We start from the raw sequence: 18,514 nt of genomic DNA on the forward strand, positions 1-18,514 counted from the left end.
CGCCAACCCCCCCCCCCCCCCCCCCCCCCCCCCCCCCCCCCCCCCGCCCCCCCCCCCGCCGCCCGCCCCGGGGGCCGCCCCGGCACGGGGGGCCCGGTGCCGGGGGGAGCCGCCGCGGTCCCTGGTGCGGGGGTCACCGGGGACCGCGACGGCGGTTCGGGGGGTGGCTCTCACCCGAGGACGCCGGTGAGCCACAGCGCCCACGCGGCCCCGCCCAGGACCAGCAGCCCGTTGAGCACCCGGCCTCGCCAGGACGCCGGCAGCAGGGCGGCCAGCGCGGCCACGGTGAGCAGCTCGGCACCGACCACGACCGTGCCGACCGCCTCGGGGCCGTGCCCGCCGGTGGACCCGGGCAGTCCGTCCATCGCCACCGGCCCGGAGGCGCCCAGCGGCATGCCCTGCGCGAACTCGACGCCGGTCACCGGGTCGATCGCCGTGGTCACCCGGCCGGGGATGTCGTGCTCGTGCCCGCCGGTGACCGCGTCGTGCACCGCGAAGGCGTCGAGCAGCCCGGTCGTGTGCGCGACGACGTAGAGGGCCAGCAGGCCGACGGTGCCGAGCAGCGCCATGGCCACCAGCTGCCGGCCCGCGCGGGTGCCGGCCCACGCGCCGAGGGCGAGCCAGGCGGCCAGCCCGGCCTGGGCCAGCGCGGTGAGCAGGAAGAAGCCGACCGCCAGCGAGCCCGCGGACAGGTGGTCGACCGCGGCGGCCACGTGCAGCCCGCCGGCCGTCGCCAGGCCGAGCGCCGCGGTCAGCTGCCACCCGGCGGTGCGGCGACGGGACCGCAGCACCACCCGGGCGGCTGCCGGGGGCGCAGCGACGGCGGTCACCGCGTCCGCCGGCGGGTCGGGGTCGCCGTCGCCGGGGTGGGCGCCGGAGCCGGCGTCGTGGTCGTGGTGCCGGCGCCGCGGCGGGCGGGAGCCGACGTCGTGGGCGCTGCCGGCGGGGCGGACGTCGTCGGTGCGGCCGCCGTCGGTGCGGCCGGGGCCGGCGCCGTCGTGGTGGCGGTGCCGACCTGCGTCGTCCCGCCCGTGGGAACGGTGTCGGTCGTCGGGGCCGGCGTCGGGGTCGCAGCCGCCTCCTCGGCCGCCTCCTCCGCCGCCTCGGCCTGCTCCTCGAGGGCCTTCTCGTAGGCCTTGAGGACCTCGTCCGGGTCGGCCGACTCGAAGTCGTCGGGCGTGCCGCGGGTCGGGGGGCAGGTGTTGATCGAGTCGCAGTCGATGTCGTGGTGACCCACCTGGTACTGGGTCATCATGTCGTGGTCCTCGTGCGAGAGGTTGTGGCAGTGGATCATGTACCGCCCCTCCTCGTGCTCGAAGTGCAGGAGGAGGCGGACCGTCTCGCCCTCGCCGACGTAGACGACGTCCTTGGGGCCCAGCTCCTCCGGGCGCGGCGGGCGGCCGTTGCGGCTGAGGACCTGGAAGTCGACCAGGTGCACGTGCAGCGGGTGGAACCAGCCGCCGGAGGAGTTCTCGACCTCCCAGATCTCGGTGCTGCGCGGCTCGACCGTGGCGAAGACGTGCTCGTACTTGCTCCTCACGACGTCGTCCCAGGTCTCGCCGTTGATGACCCACAGGCCGTTGCTGCGCTCCAGCCGCATCCGGCGGGTGGCCTTCGACTCGGCCGGGTCCAACGCCATGACCGGGTGCGGGGCGCCGAGCGTGCTCGGCACGGTGTTGCCGTCGGTGCTCGTGACGGTCGTGCCGACCTCGAACTGCATCACCTTGCCGGTGTGGTCGTAGTCCCGGGCGTTCTTGACCCCGCCGTTGAGCAGCTGGACCTTCGTGCCCTTCAGGTCGGCGAAGTCGATGACGATCTCGTAGCGCTCGGCCATGCCGATCGTCAGCGTGGTGACCGTCTGCGGCTTGTGCATGAAGCCGCCGTCGGTGGCGATGACCTGGAACGGCTTGCCGTTGCTGAGCCTGAGCGTGTAGCCACGGGCCAGTGAGCCGTTGAGCACCCGGAAGCGGTACTTGCGCGGCTCCACCTTCATCGTCGGCCACGGCACCCCGTTGACCAGGATGACGTCCCCGTAGAGGCCGGACTCCCCGTCGTCGTCCCACATCAGCTGGCCGTTGCTGGCGAACATGACGTCGCTGATGATCAGCGGGAACTCGTACTGCGGCCGGCCCAGCCGGGCCTTCTCCCGGTCGTACCGCGGGATGCCGAGGTCGCGCTCGAGCCGCTCGTCGACCAGGTGGTACTGGGCGGCCAGGCCCATGTACACGTTCTGGGCGGTGTGGTGCACGCCGTGGTCGTGGTACCAGAGCGTCCGCGGCGAGCAGTTGTTCGGGTACATGTAGTTCTTCCACTCACCCGGGTCGGTGAGGTCGCCGGCGTAGCCGTCGAACTGCGGCTTGGACGGCGAGCCGTGCAGGTGGGTCGAGGTCCAGGGGACGTATCCCATGGTCGGGTGCTTGGCCGGCAGGTTGTTGATCTGCTGCATGACCACCCGGCGGCTCTGACCGGTGTTCACGTAGCTGTCCTGGTAGACGCGGATGGTGGGCCCCGGGACCAGCCCGTTGTAGCCCCACATCGTCGTCTTGATGCCCTTGACGAACTCGACCTGGGTCGGCTTCTGCTCGATCTTGTAGTAGTCGGTGCCGGTGTAGGCGGCGCCCACGATCGGAGCGCCGGTGCCCGGGACGGCGCCGTAGCTGTTGCCGGGCTTGTCGTCGGAGCGGTACGGCGCCAGCACCGGCGGAGCGGTGAAGGCTGCGACGTACGGCCGGGGCATCCTCTTGGTGTCGAGCTCCGAGGCGCTCTTGGCCGAGAGCACAGCCTGGTACGGCAGGGCCATGGCCGCGGTGCCGGCCAGCGACACCTTGAGGACGTCGCGGCGGTTCAGGCTGGGCGTGTCCATCGGGGGTGCTCCTCACTCACCTGCGGTGATCGTCGGAGGAACACTCCCTCGTCCGCCGCCCCCGTCACAGCCGGAACGAGGGGGGCGGGGGGCTCCCGCAATTGGGGGGTCCGCGCAGGTCAAGCGCTCGTGGCGTCACTGTCCGTGGTGCAGCGGCAGCACAGCGGTCAGCATTGCGCCGCCGTCAGGCCGATCACCCAGCGTGACGACGCCGCCGTGGTCGACCACTCGGTCCCGGAGCAGCGCCAGCCCCAGGTGGCCCTCGGCGCGCTTGTCGGTGGACACCGGGAAGCCGACGCCGTCGTCGGCGATCTCCAGGCGCACCGCGGGCGCCCCACGCAGCTCGGTCTCCTCGAGGGTGATCCAGGTGCGCTTGCCCTGGGCGTGGTGGGCGACGTTGGCCAGGGCCTCCTTGGCCGTGCGGTAGAGCACCGCGGTCACGTCCGGGGCGGTCTCCGGCAGCGGGGCGGCGTCCATGAGCACCTCGATGCCGGCGTCGCGCAGCGGCTCGGCGGCGTCGGCGATCGCCACGGCCAGACCCGGCCCGCTGAGGTCGGGCGGGTAGATGTCGACCATCAGCCGACGCAGCGACTGGACGGCGTGCCGGACCGCGCCCACGAGCTTGTCGACGGTCGGCTGCCGCTCCTCGGGGACGCTGTTGCGCAGGGCCGAGAGGGCGTAGCTGACCCCGGCGAGGTCCTGCACCGGCCCGTCGTGCACGTCGGCGGCGATGGCCCGCCGTTCGCGGTCGGAGGCCTCGACGTTGCGCTGCACCAGCGCGGTCCGCTCGGCCTCCTGGCGCCGCACGCGGCGGGCCAGCGACGTCGCGATGGGCACCTGCACCAGCTGCAGGACGACGAGCGCGCCGATGGCCATCGGGATGATCTGGCCGCGCAGCCGCGCCGCCTGCCGGTCGATGCCGTCGTAGGCGAAGTACGCCTCGAAGACCAGCTGCTCACCGGGGACGGTCAGCGGCGTGTAGACCTCCAGCAGCGTCTGCGGCCCGTCGCCGGGCGTGGTCTCCGGCTGCTCGTCGACCTCGGCGACGGTCTCCCCGCCGACTGCGGCCAGCAGGCCGTCCGAGGGCGGGATGACCCGGCCCTGCTGCCCGGGCTCGGTGGAGTACACGATCTCGCCGGTCGCCCGCCAGACGACCATCCGGGTCACCGACCCGTCGCTCATCCGGTTCCGCACGTCCCGGTCGAGCTCCTCCCACCGCCCGGGGACCCCGGCCAACGCATCGGCGAGGACGGGGGCCACCAGCAGCTCGGCCAGCCGCTCGGCGATGCCCTCGGCCTCCTCGAGCGCGTTGTCCCGCGCGATCCGCTCGCTCAGCCAGACCGTGCCCGCCGAGACGGCGAGCAGGACGAACAACGCGACCGCGCAGAAGGCGGCCAGCTCGCGGCCCCAGGCGGTACGGCGACGGGCGGGAGCGGGTCCCGGGGTGGGGGAGGAGCTGGGCTCAGCGCTCATCCACGGCGCCGAGGAGCCCCAGCTGCTGGGCCTTGACGACCGCCTCCAGCTGGGAACGGACACCGAGCTTGGCGTGCAGCGACTTCACGTAGCCGCGGCAGGTCTCCAGCGTGATGCCCAGGACCCGGGCGATGGCCTTGACCTGCATCCCGCGGCCGAGGCAGTCGAGGACCTCCTGCTCGCGCCGGGTCAGCTGCGGCACCGTGCCCCGGCTCCCGGCCGAGGGGGTGCGGGGCGCGCCACCGGCGAAGGTGGACGGCGCCACGAGCATCTGGCCGGGCTGCACCCGGGAGAGGACGTCGATCATCTCGGCCAGCGAGCCGTCCTTCGGGATGAACGCCGATGCGCCGGCCTGCGCGGCCCGGACGACCCAGTCGGGGTCGCGGTGGGCGGTCACCACGGCGACGACGGCGTCCGGCGCGACCTCGCGGATGCGGCGGGTGGCGGCCAGTCCGTCCTGGCGGGGCATCTCGATGTCCATCACCACGACGTCGGGCTGCAGCTCCTGCGCCATGGCGACCGCCTGCGCCGCCGAGTGGGCGGTGCCCACCGCGTCCATCCCGGCGGAGGTCAGGGCCCCCGAGAGGAGCTCGGCGAAGGTGCGGTGGTCGTCGACCACCAGGACCCGCGCCAGGTCGGTCGGCCGCTCCAGCTGGGCAAGCGTCATCAGAACCCCCGTGATCATCCCCGTGCCCCAGCCCGCCGCTGCGGGGGGACAGAGCCATGGGACCTGACGTCCGCTCTCCTGACCAGGGGCTTTACACCCCGAAAGGACCAAGGTCGCCTGTGGGACCGGCCACTACGAGCGGGTCACCACCCTGCGTGATCAGGTCGTTGCTCCCCTGTGCGGACCCGTTCACCCGGACGGGGAGCGGGCTGCTCCCCGGGTGCGGGGGGTCAGCAGCCGGTGGTCGCCGAGGTGGCCGCGGCGCTCCAGGCGGTGCCGCCGGCGGCGACCGTGCGCACGTGGCCGGGCAGCGCGCCGGGGTCCTCGTCCTTGAGCAGGTAGCCCACGACACCGATCTCGCGGGCCTCCCGCACCAGGGCGGGGGTGAGCGACCCGGTGAGGACGACGACCCGCGACTCCGGGCGCTCGTCGAGCAGCTCGCGGGCCGCCTGCAGGCCGGTGACCCGCGGCATGGCCAGGTCCAGGAGGACGACGTCGGGCCGGGTGCGCCGGGCGGCGTCGAGCACCTCCGCGCCGTCCTCGCACTCGGCGACCACGGTGAGGTCACCGCTGGCGCTGAACAGCTCGACCAGGGAGTCGCGGACGAACGCGTGGTCGTCCGCGAGCAGCACCGTGATCACGCGTCGCCTCCCCCCTCCGCGGCGTCGCGGTGTCCCGTCGGCCGTCGCGGTGCCGCCCCTCGGCACCGGGCCAGTGTGCCGAGCGGTCCCAGGACGGGGACAGCCCGACCCCGGGGGTGGCCGACCCCCAACCGAGGGGGCCGACCGGAACCGAGCGGTGACCGAGCGTGAGTCCCGCCGATCAGTCGGAGGAGGCCGGGGGGCGACCGTTCGACCGGCCGAGGGCGGCGGGGTCCACCCGGCCGGCGAGGACGTCGCCCGCGAGGTCGTCGACCGTGCGGCCGGCGGCCCGGGCCGTGGCGCGCAGCACGTCCAGCGCCGCCGGCGCGCTCAGCCGCCGGGCCATCGCGACGCGGCCGATGGCGGTCCAGACCCGCCCGCGGTCCCGCGCCGCCGGACCGTGCAGCCACGCCGGGCCCCCGTGCGGTGACCACGGTGCCCAGATGGCGGCGTCGCCGAGCGCCGCGCAGGTCAGGTCGCCCACGGCCATGGCCTCGAAGACGTCGAGGTCGGGCACGGTGCTCTCGTCGGTGAAGAACAGGTCCATGGCGCCGGGACCGGCCAGTGTCTCGCCGATCGGGAGGGCGACCACCGCCCGGTAGGGCGTGTGCCGGGCCAGCAGCCCCGCGAACCCCGGCCAGCGGCGCTGCAGGTCGGCGAACGCCGCGAACACCGGCTCCCGGTGCCGCTGGGCGGTCTCGCAGGGGCCGTCACCGGCGGTGAACTGCAGCCGCTCGGCGAGGTCGGCGGTCGGCGAGCTGGCCCCGAGGGGGGCCCGGCCCGCCTCGCCGGCGGTCACGCTCAGCCCCGCGGCGTCCACGCCGAGCGTCCGGGCGCAGGCGCGCGCCAGGTGCACGGGGAGCAGCTCGGGGAGGGCGAGATCGGGCTCGCGGACGTCCTCCAGCGCGATGCGGAAGCGCTCGGCGATCGACGACACGAACAGGATCATCCGCCTCACCGCGGCAACGGGGGGTGTTGGGTGTGCCCGGACCCCGGATCAGTGCGCCGGCTGCTCCGACCGGTAGGTGTAGGCCGCCTCGCGCACCGCGTCGTCGGACTCCAGCCCCGCCCCGAGGGCGCCGCCCACCGTCGCCAGCGAGCAGGTCAGCCAGGCCAGCTCGAGGTAGTCCGACAGGTGGGCGGGGTGTCCCAGGCCCTCGGCGAACAGCGGAGCGACCACGAGCAGCAGCGCGCCGGCGAGGGCGAGCACGAACAGCACGGCGTAGAGGGTCAGGACGCCGATGACGACGGTGGCGGTGGTCGCCACGTTGAACAGCAGCACCTGCTTGCGCACCCGGTGCGAGCGCGGTCGCTCCCACAGCCCCGCCCCGACGACGAGGGTGACCACGACGGCGACCACCGAGCCGACGGCGATCACCGTCAGCCGCGGCCAGCCGGAGTTGTCGGCCAGCGCCCAGATGTCGCTGGTGATGAGGGCGAAGACGCCGGCCGCGATCGCCGCGGTGAGCGCGCGGGACAGCCGCACGGCCAGCCGCCACGGCCGGTTGGCCCGCACCATGCCGAGCAGCAGCCGCAGGTTGCCGGTGAGCACGCGGGCGGTGAAGGCCACCCCGGCACTGCCGTCGGCCGGGTCGGTGGCCAGCTCGCGCAGCCGCCGTCCCATCGCGGCGCGGTCGTCGGCGTCGCCGTCCTCGCTGGTGCCCATCAGCGTGCGCACCAGCCCGAGCGCGGTCTGCAGCGCCCGCTTGCGCAGCCCGACCGCGCCCAGTGCCGGCAGCGACAGCAGCGCGACGCCGTGCACCGGGCTGGCCGAGCCGACCACCGGCCGCCGGTCGACCTCCAGGGGGACGTCGGTGAGCGCCAGGGCGAGGTCCCAGTCCTCGGCGAGCAGCCGCCGGCGGGTGGCCGCGACGATCTCGTCGTCGTCGGCAGGGGGCTGCACCAGCCCGTCCTCGACCGCCCGGACCTCCCAGCGCACCTCCGGGTGCGCCGCGGCCAGCTCGTCGCCGAGCTGCTCGGCCAGCCAGTCGGCCAGCTCGGCAGGGGCCCCGGGGGCGGCCACCAGCCCGACCTGGACGACGGGCGCGACGGCCTGCGACACGAGTGCTCCTCCCCGGCGCAGCCCGCGTGGCGCGCCGGGGCTCGATCATCCCGGGAGGCCCGTGACCCCCTGCGGGGGCCCGCCGCGAGCCCGGCGACGCACTGGAACGACCACCCTCCAGGGGCCCGCGCCGAGCCTGCGAGGCGTGGGGAGGAGGGTGGTCCTCTTTCAGCTGCGGGCCGCGATCACCGCGCTGTAGACGTCCACGGTCTGCTTGGCGATCGCCGGCCACCCGAACTCGGTCAGCACCCGCTCCCGGCCCGCCTGACCCATGCGGTCGGCCCGCTCCGGGTCGTGCAGCAGCTCGGTGACGCGCGCGGCGAGGCCCGCCTCGAAGGCGGGGACGTCATCGGGGTCGTAGGGGACCAGCAGGCCGGTCACCCCGTCGGCGACCACCTCGGGGATGCCGCCCACGGCGCTGGCGACGACCGCGGTCCCGCACGCCGCCGCCTCCAGGTTCACGATGCCCAGCGGCTCGTACACCGAGGGGACGACGAACACCGTCGCGCCGGTGATCAGCGGCACCAGCTGCTCGCGCGGCAGCATCGCCTCGATCCACACCACGCCGTCCCGCCGGGACTGCAGCTCGGCCACCGCGTCGGCGACCTGCTGCCGCTCGGCCGGGGTGTCGGCGGCGCCGGCGCACAGCACCAGCCCGGCGTCGTCGGGCAGCTGCTCGGCCGCCCGCAGCAGGTGGACGACGCCCTTCTGGCGGGTGATCCGGCCGACGAACAGCGCGTAGGGGCGGTCGGGGTCCACGCCGAGCGAGCGGACGACGGCGGGGTCGTGCACCGGCCGGTAGGCCTGGGCGTCCACCCCGTTGCCCACGACGTGCACGCGCGCCGGGTCGAGGTCGGGGTAGGCGTCGAGCACGTCGTCGCGCATGCCGTTGCTGACCGCGATGACGCCGTCGGCGGCGAGGTAGGCGGTGCGCTCCACCCAGGAGGAGAGCCGGTAGCCCCCGCCGAGCTGGTCGGCCTTCCACGGCCGGCGCGGCTCGAGCGAGTGCGCCGTCACCACGTGCGGCGTGCCGTGCACCAGCGAGGCGAACAGGCCCGCGCCGTTGGCGTACCAGGTGTGGCTGTGCACCAGGTCGACGCCGGCCAGCGCCCCGGCGATCTCGACGTCCACCCCGAGCGCCTGCAGTGCGCCGTTGGCGCCCTGCAGCCCGGTGGGGACCTCGTGGCCGGTCGCGTCCGCGCGTTCTCCGCCGAAGCAGTGGACGTCGAGGTCGGGTCCGTCGGGCAGCGCGCGGAGCGCCGCCGCCAGGTGCTCCACGTGCACGCCTGCGCCGCCGTAGACGTCCGGCGGCCACTCCCGGGTCACCATGCCGATGCGCACGCTGGTCACCCTAGGGGTGATTCGCGCGCGCCGCGGTGGAGCGCCCGCGGCGAACAGCGGATACGTTGCGACCCATGCGCGGCGGTCCTCGGGTTCTCGGCATCGTCCTGGCCGGTGGTGAGGGCAAGCGGTTGGCCCCTCTGACACAGGACCGGGCCAAGCCGGCGGTGCCCTTCGGTGGCAACTACCGGCTGATCGACTTCGTCCTGTCCAACCTGGTGAACGCCGAGATCCGGCAGATCGCGGTGCTCACCCAGTACAAGAGCCACAGCCTCGACCGGCACATCACCACGACGTGGCGGCTCTCGCAGATGCTGGGCAACTACATCACCCCGGTGCCGGCGCAGCAGCGGCTCGGCCCGCGCTGGTACACCGGCAGCGCCGACGCGATCTTCCAGAGCCTCAACCTGATCTACGACGCGCGGCCGGACGTCGTCGTCGTCTTCGGTGCCGACCACGTGTACCGGATGGACCCGGCGCAGATGATCGACCAGCACCTGCGCACCGGTGCCGGCGTCACCATCGCGGGGCTGCGGGTGCCGCGGCACGAGGCCACCGGCTTCGGGGTCATCGACGCCGACGGCGAGGGCCGGGTGCGCGGCTTCCTGGAGAAGCCGGCCGACCCGCCCGGGCTGCCGGACTCGCCGGAGGAGAGCTTCGCCTCCATGGGCAACTACGTGTTCACCACCGACGCCCTGCTCGAGGCGCTGCGCAAGGACGCCGAGGACGAGCACTCGGTGCACGACATGGGCGGCTCGATCATGCCGATGCTGGCCGAGACCGGCGACGCGTGGGTCTACGACTTCTCCACCAACATCGTCCCCGGCGCCACCGAGCGCGACCACGGCTACTGGCGCGACGTGGGGACGATCGACTCCTACTTCGACGCGCACATGGACCTGGTGTCGGTCACCCCGGTGTTCAACCTCTACAACGACCGCTGGCCGATCCTCACCCTGCCGCCGCAGCAGCCGCCGGCGAAGTTCGTCCTCGGCGGGCGGGCCGAGGAGTCGATGGTCAGCGCCGGCGCGATCATCGGCGGCGGCTCGGTGCACAACTCCGTCGTCTCGCCCGGGGTGCGCGTCGAGCGGGGCGCCCGGGTCGAGGACAGCGTGCTCATGGACGGCGTGTACGTCGGCGAGGGTGCGTACGTCCGGCGGGCGATCCTCGACAAGAACGTCGTCGTCCCGGACTGGACCCGCATCGGCGTCGACCTCGCCGCCGACCGCGAGCGCTACCACGTCAGCACCGGCGGCGTGACGGTCCTCGGCAAGGGTGCCCGCGCCCATCGCTGAGCCTCTGGTCGTCACGCTGCTCCTGGACCCCGAGGCCCAGGAGCGGTTCGACCGGCTGCGCGCGGCGCACTTCCCGGCCGAGCGCAACCACCTGGCCGCGCACGTCACCCTGTTCCACGCCCTGCCCGGCGAGCAGGTCGACGCGGTGTCGGCCGACCTCGCCGACGCGGCGCGCCGGCCCGCCTTCGACGTCGCCGTCACCGGTCTGCGGCTGCTCGGCCGCGGCGTGGCCTACACGCTGGAGGCGCCGGAGCTGACCGCGCTGCGCGCCGGGCTGACGGCCGCCTGGGGACCGTGGCTCACCCCGCAGGACCGGCAGCGGCACGCACCGCACGTGACGGTGCAGAACAAGGTGGAGCCGGCGGTCGCCCGCGCGCTGCGGGACCGGCTGGCCGCGGGGTTCGCGCCCCACCGGGTCGGTGCGCGCGGCCTGGGCCTGTGGCGCTACCTCGGCGGTCCGTGGGCACCCGTCGCCGCGTACCCGTTCCGCTGAGCGGCCCCTGCAGTGGCGGGGAGCAGGGGGTCCCTCAGCGGCGCCGGGTGGCGACGAGCAGGCCCGCCCCGATCGGTAGGACGGCGGAGGTCAGGTCCTCGTGCTCGCGGACGGCGCGGGCGACGTCCCGCCAGGCCGTCGTCTGGTCGTCCCGTGCGCGGGGGTCGGCGATCCGGTCGCCGTCCAGGAGCCCGTGGCACACGACCGTCCCGCCGACCCGGACCAGCTCGACCAGCGCGCCCAGGTGCCCGGCGTACTGGGTGGGCGCCCCGGCGCAGACGACCATGTCGTAGGCGCCCGGCGAGAGGCGGGGGAGGACCTCCCCGGTCGTGCCGAAGATCATCCGGGTGCGGCCGGGCGGGTGACCGGCGTCGGCGAACGCCCGGCGGGTGGCGCGCAGCGCCTCGGCGTCGCTGTCGAGCACGGTCAGGACGCCGTCGGGCCGCATGCCCTCCAGCAGCCACAGCCCGGCGACGCCGCCGCCGCTGCCGATCGACACCACCGTGCGGGCCGCGGCCCCCGCAGCGAGGACGGCGAGGGTGGCACCCACCGCGGGCGTCACGGGCGGCGCGCCGGCCAGCGCCGCTGCGCGGGTCCGGGCCGACACCAGTGCGGGCGTCTCGGCCGCGAAGCGGTCGGCGTAGGCCGCGCCGTCCCGCCCGGGCGCCTCGGTGCTCACTGCTCGACCCCGGGCTCGTCCCGCTCCTCGCTCGACGCCGTCGGTCGCCTGCGCGCTCGCTCGCCCGTCGTCCTCGAGGCGCTCATCACCGGCCGAGGGTAGTGGCCGGCGTCGTCCGGCCCCGGCCGTCGGCGCAGCTGTGAGCTCCCTGTGAACGGGAACACCGCCCGGATCCCGGCCCGTTGGACCTGTCGTGCGCCCTGAGAGAGCCGCCCCCGCCCGACCCACCGACGTCGGGGGGTCGACGACGGCTCCGGTCTGCGATCCTGGGACCGTGTCCGACGCTGCCGACCCCGCCCCCGCCGCGACCGAGGCGTGGGTCGCACCGAGCTGGGAGCAGGTCGTCCGCGACCACTCCGCACGCGTGTACCGGCTGGCCTACCGGCTCTCCGGCAACCCGCAGGACGCCGAGGACCTGACCCAGGAGACCTTCGTCCGGGTCTTCCGCTCGCTCGCCGACTTCTCGCCGGGCACCTTCGAGGGCTGGCTGCACCGCATCACGACCAACCTCTTCCTCGACATGGTGCGGCGCCGGCAGCGGATCCGGTTCGACGCCCTGCCCGAGGACACCGAGCGGCTGCCCGGGACGGCGCCCAGCCCCGAGCAGGTCTACTCGGACACCCACCTCGACCCGCAGGTGCAGGCCGCGCTCGACGCGCTCTCCCCGGAGTTCCGCGTCGCCGTGGTCCTCTGCGACATCGAGGGGCTGACCTACGAGGAGATCGCGGCGACCCTGGGCATCAAGCTCGGCACGGTGCGCAGCCGCATCCACCGCGGCCGCGTCCAGCTGCGCGAGGCGCTCGCGCACCTGGCCCCGCGCCGGCCGGTGAGCAGCCCGGACGCCGTCGCGGAGGGGAGCGCGGGGTGAACATCCCGGAGAGCCACCTGGCCCAGGAGGCCATCGCCGCCCTCGTCGACGGGGAGCTCGGCGGCGGTCCCGCCGCCCGGGCGGCCCGCCACCTCACCGGCTGCGCCCAGTGCCGGATGGCGGTGCAGGCGCAGCGGGAGGCCAAGGAGGCGCTGCACGCCTCGTCCGACGTCGCCGTCCCCGGTGACCTGCTGTCCCGGCTGTGCGCCATCCCCTTCACCGCCGACGTGCCCGGCACCGGTGGTGGGCTCGGCTCGATGAGCGCCGGCCCTGGCCAGCTCACCGTCAGCGGCGCCACGGGCTCGTGGTCGGTGCCGCTGGCCCCGGCTCCGGGCCCCGGCGACCGGCCCGGGCACGCCCGCTGGCTGCGCCGCGGCTTCGTCGGCGTGCTGGGCGTCATCGGCGTCGGGGTGACCGCCCTGGCGCTGAACCTGCCGACCGACGGCTCCGACGGTGCCCGCACGTCACCGGACTCGGTGGCCCGCGGCTCGTTCGAGGAGCGCACCGAGATCGTCCCGCCGGTGGTCCGCGCCACGACCGTGGGCACCGGCGTCGCACCCCCCGCGGCCCCGGGCGGGACGCCCTGACCAGCCGCGCCGGCACCCCGTCCGGGGAGGACCCGCTGGACCCGCACAGCCCTGACGTCCCCCGCACGTCCGACGGGGACGGTCGCCCCGAGCCGACCGCGCCGGACGAGGCCTTCGCCCGGCCCCGGGACGGCGTCGGCGGCTTCGACCCGCCGCCCCGGCCGCAGCCCGTGCCGCCGCGGACGCCCGCGCCCACCCCCGCCCAGCAGGCCGCCTTCGGGCGGCCCGCCGCCGTGCAGGGCGGCTTCGCCGGCGACCGGCCGGTCCCGCCGGCCCGCCCGCTGCCGCCCCCGCCGCCCGAGGCGGTGCTGCGCGCCTTCGCCCCCGCACCCGGCCAGGGCGGCCTGCAGGAACCGCCCGGCGGCCGGCCCGGACGGCGGCGCACCGCCACCGGCCCGTGGTGGAAGCCCGACGCCCGCTCCGACCCGTGGCGCGACCCGCACGCCCCGGCCGGCCTCACCGGCCCGGCCGTGTTCGAGGAGCCGGAGCAGCAGCAGGCCGGCCCCGTCGTCGTCGACGCCAAGGGGCGCCGTCGGCTGCGGCTGGCCGACGTGTCGATCCGGCTGGCGGTCCTCGCCCTGCTCGCCGTGCTGCTGACCGGGCTGGTCGGCGGCGCCACCGGCTACTGGCTGACCCGCACCGCCGACGAGTCGCCGCTGCTGGCACCGGGCACCCAGCTCAGCGAGACCGACGAGGGGATCGCCCGGGAGCCGGGCTCGGTGTCCGACATCGCCTCGCGGATCACCCCGGCCGTCGTCTCGGTCGAGGTCCGCATCGGTGAGGCCGGTGCCACCGGGTCCGGGGTCGTCATCGACGGCGAGAACGGCTACATCGTCACCAACAACCACGTCATCTCCGGCGCCGACGGCGTCGAGGGCGCCGAGATCCGCGCGGTCTTCTCCGACGGCAGCGGGTCCGCGGCGCGCATCGTCGGCCGTGACCCGGCCAGCGACCTCGCCGTCCTCAAGGTCGAGAAGCCGGGCCTGCTCACCGCCGCGCTGGGCAGGTCCGACGGTGTCGTCGTCGGCGACCCGGTCGTCGCGATCGGCTCGCCGCTGGGCCTGGCCAGCACGGTGACCAGCGGCATCGTCAGCGCGCTGGACCGGCCGGTCCGGCTGGCCGGCGAGGGCAGCGACACCAACGCGGTGATCAGCGCGGTGCAGACCGACGCCCCGATCAACCCGGGCAACTCCGGCGGCGCGCTGGTCAACGGCGCCGGCGAGGTCATCGGCATCAACACCGCGATCGCCTCGCTGGGCGGGGGAAGCGTCGGCCTCGGCTTCGCCATCCCGGTCGACACCGTGCGCGACATCTCCGAGCAGCTCATCTCCACCGGCCGGGCGGTGCACGCCTCGCTCGGCGTGAACGCCCGCTCGGTCACCGACGGCACCCGGGACGGCGCGCTGGTGGTCAACGTCGAGCCGGGCAGCGCGGCGGCCGAGGCGGGCATCCGGGAGCAGGACGTCGTCATCGCCGTCGACGGCGAGCCGGTCGGCAGCTCCGAGGAGCTGGTCGTGGCCGTCGACGCCCACGACCCCGGGGAGACGATCGGCCTCGAGCTGGTGCGGGGCGGGTCCTCGACGACGGTCCAGGCGACCCTCGACGAGGCCTGAAGGAGACCCCGCGAGCTCGGGCGGGCCCCTCACATCGGGGCACTGACCGCGGCGGGCGCGCCGCCTACGCTGGACACGCGCGACGGCCTGACCGGGCGCACGAGGAGGGGAGCGGCGCGTGTTCGACTCGATCGGCTGGGGCGAGATCGTCGTCCTCGCCCTCGCCGCGCTGTTCATCTTCGGGCCCGACCGGCTCCCGGACCTCGCCAAGGACGCCGCCGCGGGGCTGAAGAAGGTGCGCGCGGCGGTCACCGGCGTCCGGGCCCAGGTCGACGAGTCCCTGGGCGACGACCTGGCCAAGCTGCGCGACCTCGACCTGCGCCAGTACCACCCGCGGACCTTCATCCGGAACCAGCTGTTCGCCGACGACGACGCGCCGCCGCGCGCCTCCGGGGCCACGGCCGCGACCACGGTGGCAGCGGCCGCCGCCCGCACCCGCGACCACTCCGCACCGCCCCCGTTCGACCCCGACGCGACGTAGTCCGGCACTCCCGCGCTGTTCCCAACGCGTCCGCGCCGGTGCACCAGCGCCGGAGCAGCAGGAACCGCGCCGGAGACGCAGCGAGGCCCGGCTCCCCGATCGGGGAGCCGGGCCTCTCGGCGGCTCAGGTCAGTGGCGGACCGGCGTGAGCCCCACCCACAAGCCCGACACGCCGCGCTGGCGGGTGGCCAGGCCGTCGGCGTTCTTAGCCAGCGTCTGGGCGGCGGGCGAGTCGGGGTCGGCCAGCACAACCGGCGCACCGGCGTCCCCGGCCTCGCGGACCCGGGTGTCCAGCGGGATCTGGCCCAGCAGCGGCACGCGCGCACCGAGCGTGCGGGTGAGCGCGTCGGAGACCGCCTCGCCGCCCCCGGAGCCGAAGACCTCCATGCGCGAGCCGTCGGGCAGCTCCAGCCACGACATGTTCTCGATGACGCCGACCACCTGCTGGTGGGTCTGGGTGGCGATCGCGCCGGCCCGCTCGGCGACCTCGGCGGCGGCCAGCTGCGGCGTGGTGACCACGAGGATCTCGGCGTTGGGCAGCAGCTGGGCGATGGAGATCGCCACGTCACCGGTGCCGGGCGGCAGGTCCAGCAGCAGGACGTCGAGGTCGCCCCACCACACGTCGGCGAGGAACTGCTGCAGCGCGCGGTGCAGCATCGGCCCGCGCCACACGACCGGGGTGTTGCCCGGGGTGAACATGCCGATCGAGATGACCTTCACGCCGTAGGCCTGCGGCGGCATGATCATGTTGTCGACCTGGGTCGGCTTGTCGTCGACCCCGAGCATCCGCGGCACCGAGTGGCCGTAGATGTCGGCGTCCACCACGCCCACGGACAGGCCACGCCTGGCGAGCGCGGCCGCCAGGTTGACCGTGACCGACGACTTGCCCACGCCGCCCTTGCCCGAGGCGACGGCGTAGACGCGGGTCAGTGAACCGGGCTGGGAGAACGGGATCACCGGGTCGGCCGCGTCGGTGCCCCGCACCGTGCGGCGCAGTTCGGCGCGCTGCTCGTCGCTCATCACGTCCAGGCCCACCTGCACCGAGGTGACACCGGGGACGGCGGACACGGCCTGGGTGACCCGGCTGGTGATCGTCTCGCGCATGGGGCAGCCGGCGACGGTCAGGTAGACCTCGACCCGGACGGTGCCGTCCTCGGCGATCTGGACGTCCTTGACCATGCCGAGCTCGGGGAGCGGGCGGTTGATCTCCGGGTCCTGGACGGTGGCCAGTGCGGCGTTGACGGCGTCGAGCGCCGGCGCGCCGGTCAGCGGGGCGGACATGGTGTGCGTCTGTCTCCTTCGACGGGGGACCCGGTCCGGTCCGCCGAGGAACGGCGGTGACCTGCGTTCACGGGCCTGCTGCCACTGTACGGCCGTCATCCGGCCCGGCCGCCGTCCGGAGGGTGATCTGCTACGCAGCCCCGACGGGCGCCGCCGTCCACGGACCTGCGCAGACGGCGTTGCGGGTGGCCTTGGCGCGGTAGAGGTGCGCGTCGGCCTCGACGGTGAGCCGCTCGGGCACCGCGTCCTCGCCCCGAGGCGACGGCGACGTCCAGGGACAGGGTCAACGAACCCGGCCCTCCGCCGGACGGGTCCAGCTCGAGGGCGGCGGCGCGCAGCTCCTCGGCCAGGGTCACCGCGCGGCCGAGGTCGGTCCCGGGCAGCAGGACGGCGAGCTCGTCGCCGCCGAGGCGGGCGACGACGTCCCCGTCCGGACGCGGGGGGTGAGCGCGTCGGCGATCAGCCGCAGTGCCTCGTCCCCACCGCCGTGGCCGTGCCGGTCGTCGACCTCCGTGAAGCGGTCGACGTCGGTGAGAGGACGGCCACCGACGTCCCGGCCGCCCGGGCCGCGGCGCAGGCCGCCACCGGCTCGGCGTCCACCGGCGGCGGTCGGCCGGGCCGGTGAGCGGGTCCTCGTGGCTGAGCCGCTCGAGCCGGGCCAGCAGCGCCCGCGTGCGCTCCTGCTCCAGCTCGAGCGCGGTGCGGGCGGCGGACTCGAGGGAGGTCAGCCGGTGGCGCTGGGAGCGGGCGACCACACCGAGCACCGACGCCGTGGCCAGGGAGAACGCGGAGGCGAGCAGGTGGTGCACCGGCATGGCGGTCGGGGCGGTCAGGACGGCGATCCCGGAGGCCGCCCAGGTGGCGACGACCAGCGTGCCGGTCCACACCGGCCGCGCGACCACGAGGCAGCCGCTGGCCAGCAGGCTCAGCGTGAAGCCGAGCAGGTGGAACTCGACGTGCTCGACCCGCGGCACCATCCAGGCGATCTCGGACTGGACGGTCACCAGGACGACGCAGGTGAGCGGCTCGGGCTGCCGGCGGCCGATCGGCGACCGCCAGAGCGCCCACACGGCCAGCAGCATGGGCAGCAGGCAGGCCAGCCGGACGGTGACCAGGTCCGGTGCGATGTGCGGCTCGAGCACCAGGTCGAAGCCGGACCACAGTGGGACGACGACCGTCGCGAGGCCCGAGGTCCACAGCGCCGACTCGCGCGCCCGGGCCAGCCGGTCGTGCTCGAGGGGCGGGCGGTGCTGCGGCCGGGGCGCGGAGGTCACGGCTCCCCACCGGGACCGCGGGGTCTCGGCTGCAGTCCGGCAACCCGCCGGTGTCCCCCCTCGGAGGGGTGCGGGGCCGCACCGGCCGCCTGGCTAGCCTCGCTGCCGTGTCCGCCGCCCGCACCGCCACCCTCCGCGACGCCGTCGGGCTGGGCCTGGCGGTGGGCCTGTACGGGGTGGCCTTCGGCGCCGCCGCGGACGCCGCCGGCCTCGACGTCTGGCAGGCGCTGGTGCTCTCGGCGCTCATGTTCACCGGCGCCTCGCAGTTCGCGCTGGTCGGCGTCCTCGGTGCGGGGGGCAGCGGGCTCGCCGCGCTCGGCAGCGCGCTGCTGCTGGGCACCCGCAACACGGTCTACGGCGTCCGGCTGGCCCCGCTGCTCGCCCCGCGGGGCGTGCTCCGCCGGGTCGGTGCCGCGCACTGGGTGATCGACGAGACCACCGCGATGGCCGTCGCCGCGCCCGACCGCGAGCTGGGCCGGCTGGCGTTCTGGGCCACCGGCGCGACGATCTACCTCGGCTGGAACCTGACGACGGTCCTCGGCGCGCTCGGCGCCTCCGGGCTCGGGGGGACGGCGCAGGCCGCGCTGGACGCCGTCGTCCCCGCCGCCTTCCTGGCGCTGCTGTGGCCGCGGCTGCGGCACGGCTTCCCCGAGGCCGCGGTGCAGCGGCGGGTCGCCCTCGGCGGCGCGGTCGTCGCGCTGCTGCTCACCCCGGTGGTGCCGGCCGGGGTGCAGGTGGTCGCCGCGGTCGTCGCGGTGGCGCTGGCCGGGCGACCGCGGACGGAGGCGGGGGGGGGGGGGGGGGGGGGGGGGGGGGGGGGGGGGGGGGGGCGGGGGCGGGCGGGGGGCGGGGCGGGGGCGGGGGGAGCCTAGGGCTGCTCTTGTCGGTTGACTTGG

The 18,514-nt window shown here is 75.5% G+C and carries 18 protein-coding genes; 7 read left to right on the forward strand and 11 right to left on the reverse strand.

Features of this window, described 5'->3' with window-relative positions; translation table 11 throughout:
- Positions 1-170 precede the first annotated feature (170 nt).
- From ACI79G_RS24140 to glgA, 8 genes are all read right to left on the reverse strand, one after another.
- Positions 171-830: a hypothetical protein gene (locus tag ACI79G_RS24140; protein ID WP_456883574.1), complete on the reverse strand. Its 660-nt coding sequence runs from the start codon at positions 828-830 to the stop codon at positions 171-173.
- Entirely contained in the window at positions 827-2,863 is a 2,037-nt protein-coding gene (locus ACI79G_RS24145) for a multicopper oxidase domain-containing protein (RefSeq protein ID WP_456883575.1), read from the reverse strand. Before ACI79G_RS24145 ends, ACI79G_RS24140 begins: the two co-directional genes overlap by 4 nt.
- A gap of 135 nt (positions 2,864-2,998) precedes the next feature.
- Positions 2,999-4,336, reverse strand: coding sequence for a sensor histidine kinase (locus tag ACI79G_RS24150; RefSeq protein WP_456883576.1), 1,338 nt, complete (start codon positions 4,334-4,336; stop codon positions 2,999-3,001).
- Positions 4,326-5,003 (reverse strand): response regulator, encoded by a 678-nt coding sequence (locus tag ACI79G_RS24155; protein ID WP_456883577.1) that lies wholly within the window; start codon positions 5,001-5,003, stop codon positions 4,326-4,328. Before ACI79G_RS24155 ends, ACI79G_RS24150 begins: the two co-directional genes overlap by 11 nt.
- A 230-nt stretch (positions 5,004-5,233) precedes the next feature.
- Positions 5,234-5,644: a response regulator gene (locus ACI79G_RS24160; RefSeq protein WP_456883578.1), complete on the reverse strand. Its 411-nt coding sequence runs from the start codon at positions 5,642-5,644 to the stop codon at positions 5,234-5,236.
- A gap of 181 nt (positions 5,645-5,825) precedes the next feature.
- Complete coding sequence (locus ACI79G_RS24165; RefSeq protein ID WP_456883579.1) at positions 5,826-6,593, reverse strand: ANTAR domain-containing protein; 768 nt, start codon at positions 6,591-6,593, stop codon at positions 5,826-5,828.
- A 48-nt stretch (positions 6,594-6,641) separates the two neighbouring features.
- Complete coding sequence (locus tag ACI79G_RS24170) at positions 6,642-7,706, reverse strand: hypothetical protein (RefSeq protein ID WP_456883580.1); 1,065 nt, start codon at positions 7,704-7,706, stop codon at positions 6,642-6,644.
- Between the two features lie 168 nt (positions 7,707-7,874).
- Positions 7,875-9,047 carry a glycogen synthase gene (gene glgA, locus ACI79G_RS24175; RefSeq protein WP_456883581.1) on the reverse strand — a complete coding sequence of 391 codons (1,173 nt, stop codon included), beginning with the start codon at positions 9,045-9,047 and terminating at the stop codon, positions 7,875-7,877.
- Positions 9,048-9,121: 74 nt separating this feature from the next.
- Between glgA and glgC the strand changes: the two genes are divergently transcribed.
- The gene (gene glgC / locus ACI79G_RS24180) at positions 9,122-10,342 is read left to right on the forward strand and encodes a glucose-1-phosphate adenylyltransferase (protein WP_456883582.1); all 1,221 of its coding nucleotides are present in this window, start codon (positions 9,122-9,124) and stop codon (positions 10,340-10,342) included.
- Positions 10,323-10,835, forward strand: a complete 513-nt coding sequence (locus ACI79G_RS24185; protein ID WP_456883583.1) for a 2'-5' RNA ligase family protein — start codon at positions 10,323-10,325, stop codon at positions 10,833-10,835. The genes glgC and ACI79G_RS24185 overlap by 20 nt, the downstream gene beginning before the upstream one ends.
- 34 nt (positions 10,836-10,869) lie before the next feature.
- Here the strand turns inward: ACI79G_RS24185 and ACI79G_RS24190 are convergent, their stop codons facing one another.
- The gene (locus tag ACI79G_RS24190) at positions 10,870-11,514 is read right to left on the reverse strand and encodes an O-methyltransferase (protein WP_456883584.1); all 645 of its coding nucleotides are present in this window, start codon (positions 11,512-11,514) and stop codon (positions 10,870-10,872) included.
- A gap of 274 nt (positions 11,515-11,788) precedes the next feature.
- Here ACI79G_RS24190 and sigE point away from each other — a divergent pair, with 274 nt between their 5' ends.
- The 4 genes from sigE to ACI79G_RS24210 all read left to right on the forward strand — a co-directional run bounded on the left by sigE (position 11,789) and on the right by ACI79G_RS24210 (position 15,063).
- On the forward strand, positions 11,789-12,382 hold the full coding sequence (sigE, locus tag ACI79G_RS24195; protein ID WP_456883585.1) for an RNA polymerase sigma factor SigE: 594 nt from the start codon (positions 11,789-11,791) through the stop codon (positions 12,380-12,382).
- Entirely contained in the window at positions 12,379-12,969 is a 591-nt protein-coding gene (locus ACI79G_RS24200; protein ID WP_091215362.1) for an anti-sigma factor family protein, read from the forward strand. Before sigE ends, ACI79G_RS24200 begins: the two co-directional genes overlap by 4 nt.
- 170 nt (positions 12,970-13,139) lie before the next feature.
- Positions 13,140-14,582: a S1C family serine protease gene (locus tag ACI79G_RS24205; protein WP_456883586.1), complete on the forward strand. Its 1,443-nt coding sequence runs from the start codon at positions 13,140-13,142 to the stop codon at positions 14,580-14,582.
- A 118-nt stretch (positions 14,583-14,700) separates the two neighbouring features.
- Entirely contained in the window at positions 14,701-15,063 is a 363-nt protein-coding gene (locus ACI79G_RS24210) for a twin-arginine translocase TatA/TatE family subunit (protein ID WP_091215364.1), read from the forward strand.
- A gap of 129 nt (positions 15,064-15,192) precedes the next feature.
- On the opposite strand, the gene ACI79G_RS24215 is transcribed toward ACI79G_RS24210, so the two are convergent.
- Both ACI79G_RS24215 and ACI79G_RS24220 read right to left on the reverse strand, forming a co-directional pair.
- A complete protein-coding gene (locus tag ACI79G_RS24215) occupies positions 15,193-16,344 on the reverse strand; it encodes an Mrp/NBP35 family ATP-binding protein (protein WP_456883587.1) in 1,152 nt (383 codons plus the stop codon).
- 95 nt (positions 16,345-16,439) lie between these two features.
- Positions 16,440-17,618 (reverse strand): hypothetical protein, encoded by a 1,179-nt coding sequence (locus ACI79G_RS24220; protein WP_456883588.1) that lies wholly within the window; start codon positions 17,616-17,618, stop codon positions 16,440-16,442.
- 107 nt (positions 17,619-17,725) lie between these two features.
- On the opposite strand from ACI79G_RS24220, the gene ACI79G_RS24225 reads away from it, so the two are divergent.
- The gene (locus ACI79G_RS24225) at positions 17,726-18,490 is read left to right on the forward strand and encodes an AzlC family ABC transporter permease (protein ID WP_456883589.1); all 765 of its coding nucleotides are present in this window, start codon (positions 17,726-17,728) and stop codon (positions 18,488-18,490) included.
- Positions 18,491-18,514: the final 24 nt, after the last annotated feature.

The organism is Geodermatophilus sp. SYSU D00779 (assembly GCF_054050595.1).

Bases quoted from the DNA above. Each gene is read 5' to 3' on its own strand.
- glgC (WP_456883582.1), top strand. From the start codon at position 9,122: ATGCGCGGCGGTCCTCGGGTTCTCGGCATCGTCCTGGCCGGTGGTGAG.
- ACI79G_RS24155 (WP_456883577.1), bottom strand. From the start codon at position 5,003: ATGACGCTTGCCCAGCTGGAGCGGCCGACCGACCTGGCGCGGGTCCTG.
- ACI79G_RS24150 (WP_456883576.1), bottom strand. From the start codon at position 4,336: ATGAGCGCTGAGCCCAGCTCCTCCCCCACCCCGGGACCCGCTCCCGCC.
- ACI79G_RS24145 (WP_456883575.1), bottom strand. From the start codon at position 2,863: ATGGACACGCCCAGCCTGAACCGCCGCGACGTCCTCAAGGTGTCGCTG.
- ACI79G_RS24165 (WP_456883579.1), bottom strand. From the start codon at position 6,593: ATGATCCTGTTCGTGTCGTCGATCGCCGAGCGCTTCCGCATCGCGCTG.
- ACI79G_RS24215 (WP_456883587.1), bottom strand. From the start codon at position 16,344: ATGTCCGCCCCGCTGACCGGCGCGCCGGCGCTCGACGCCGTCAACGCC.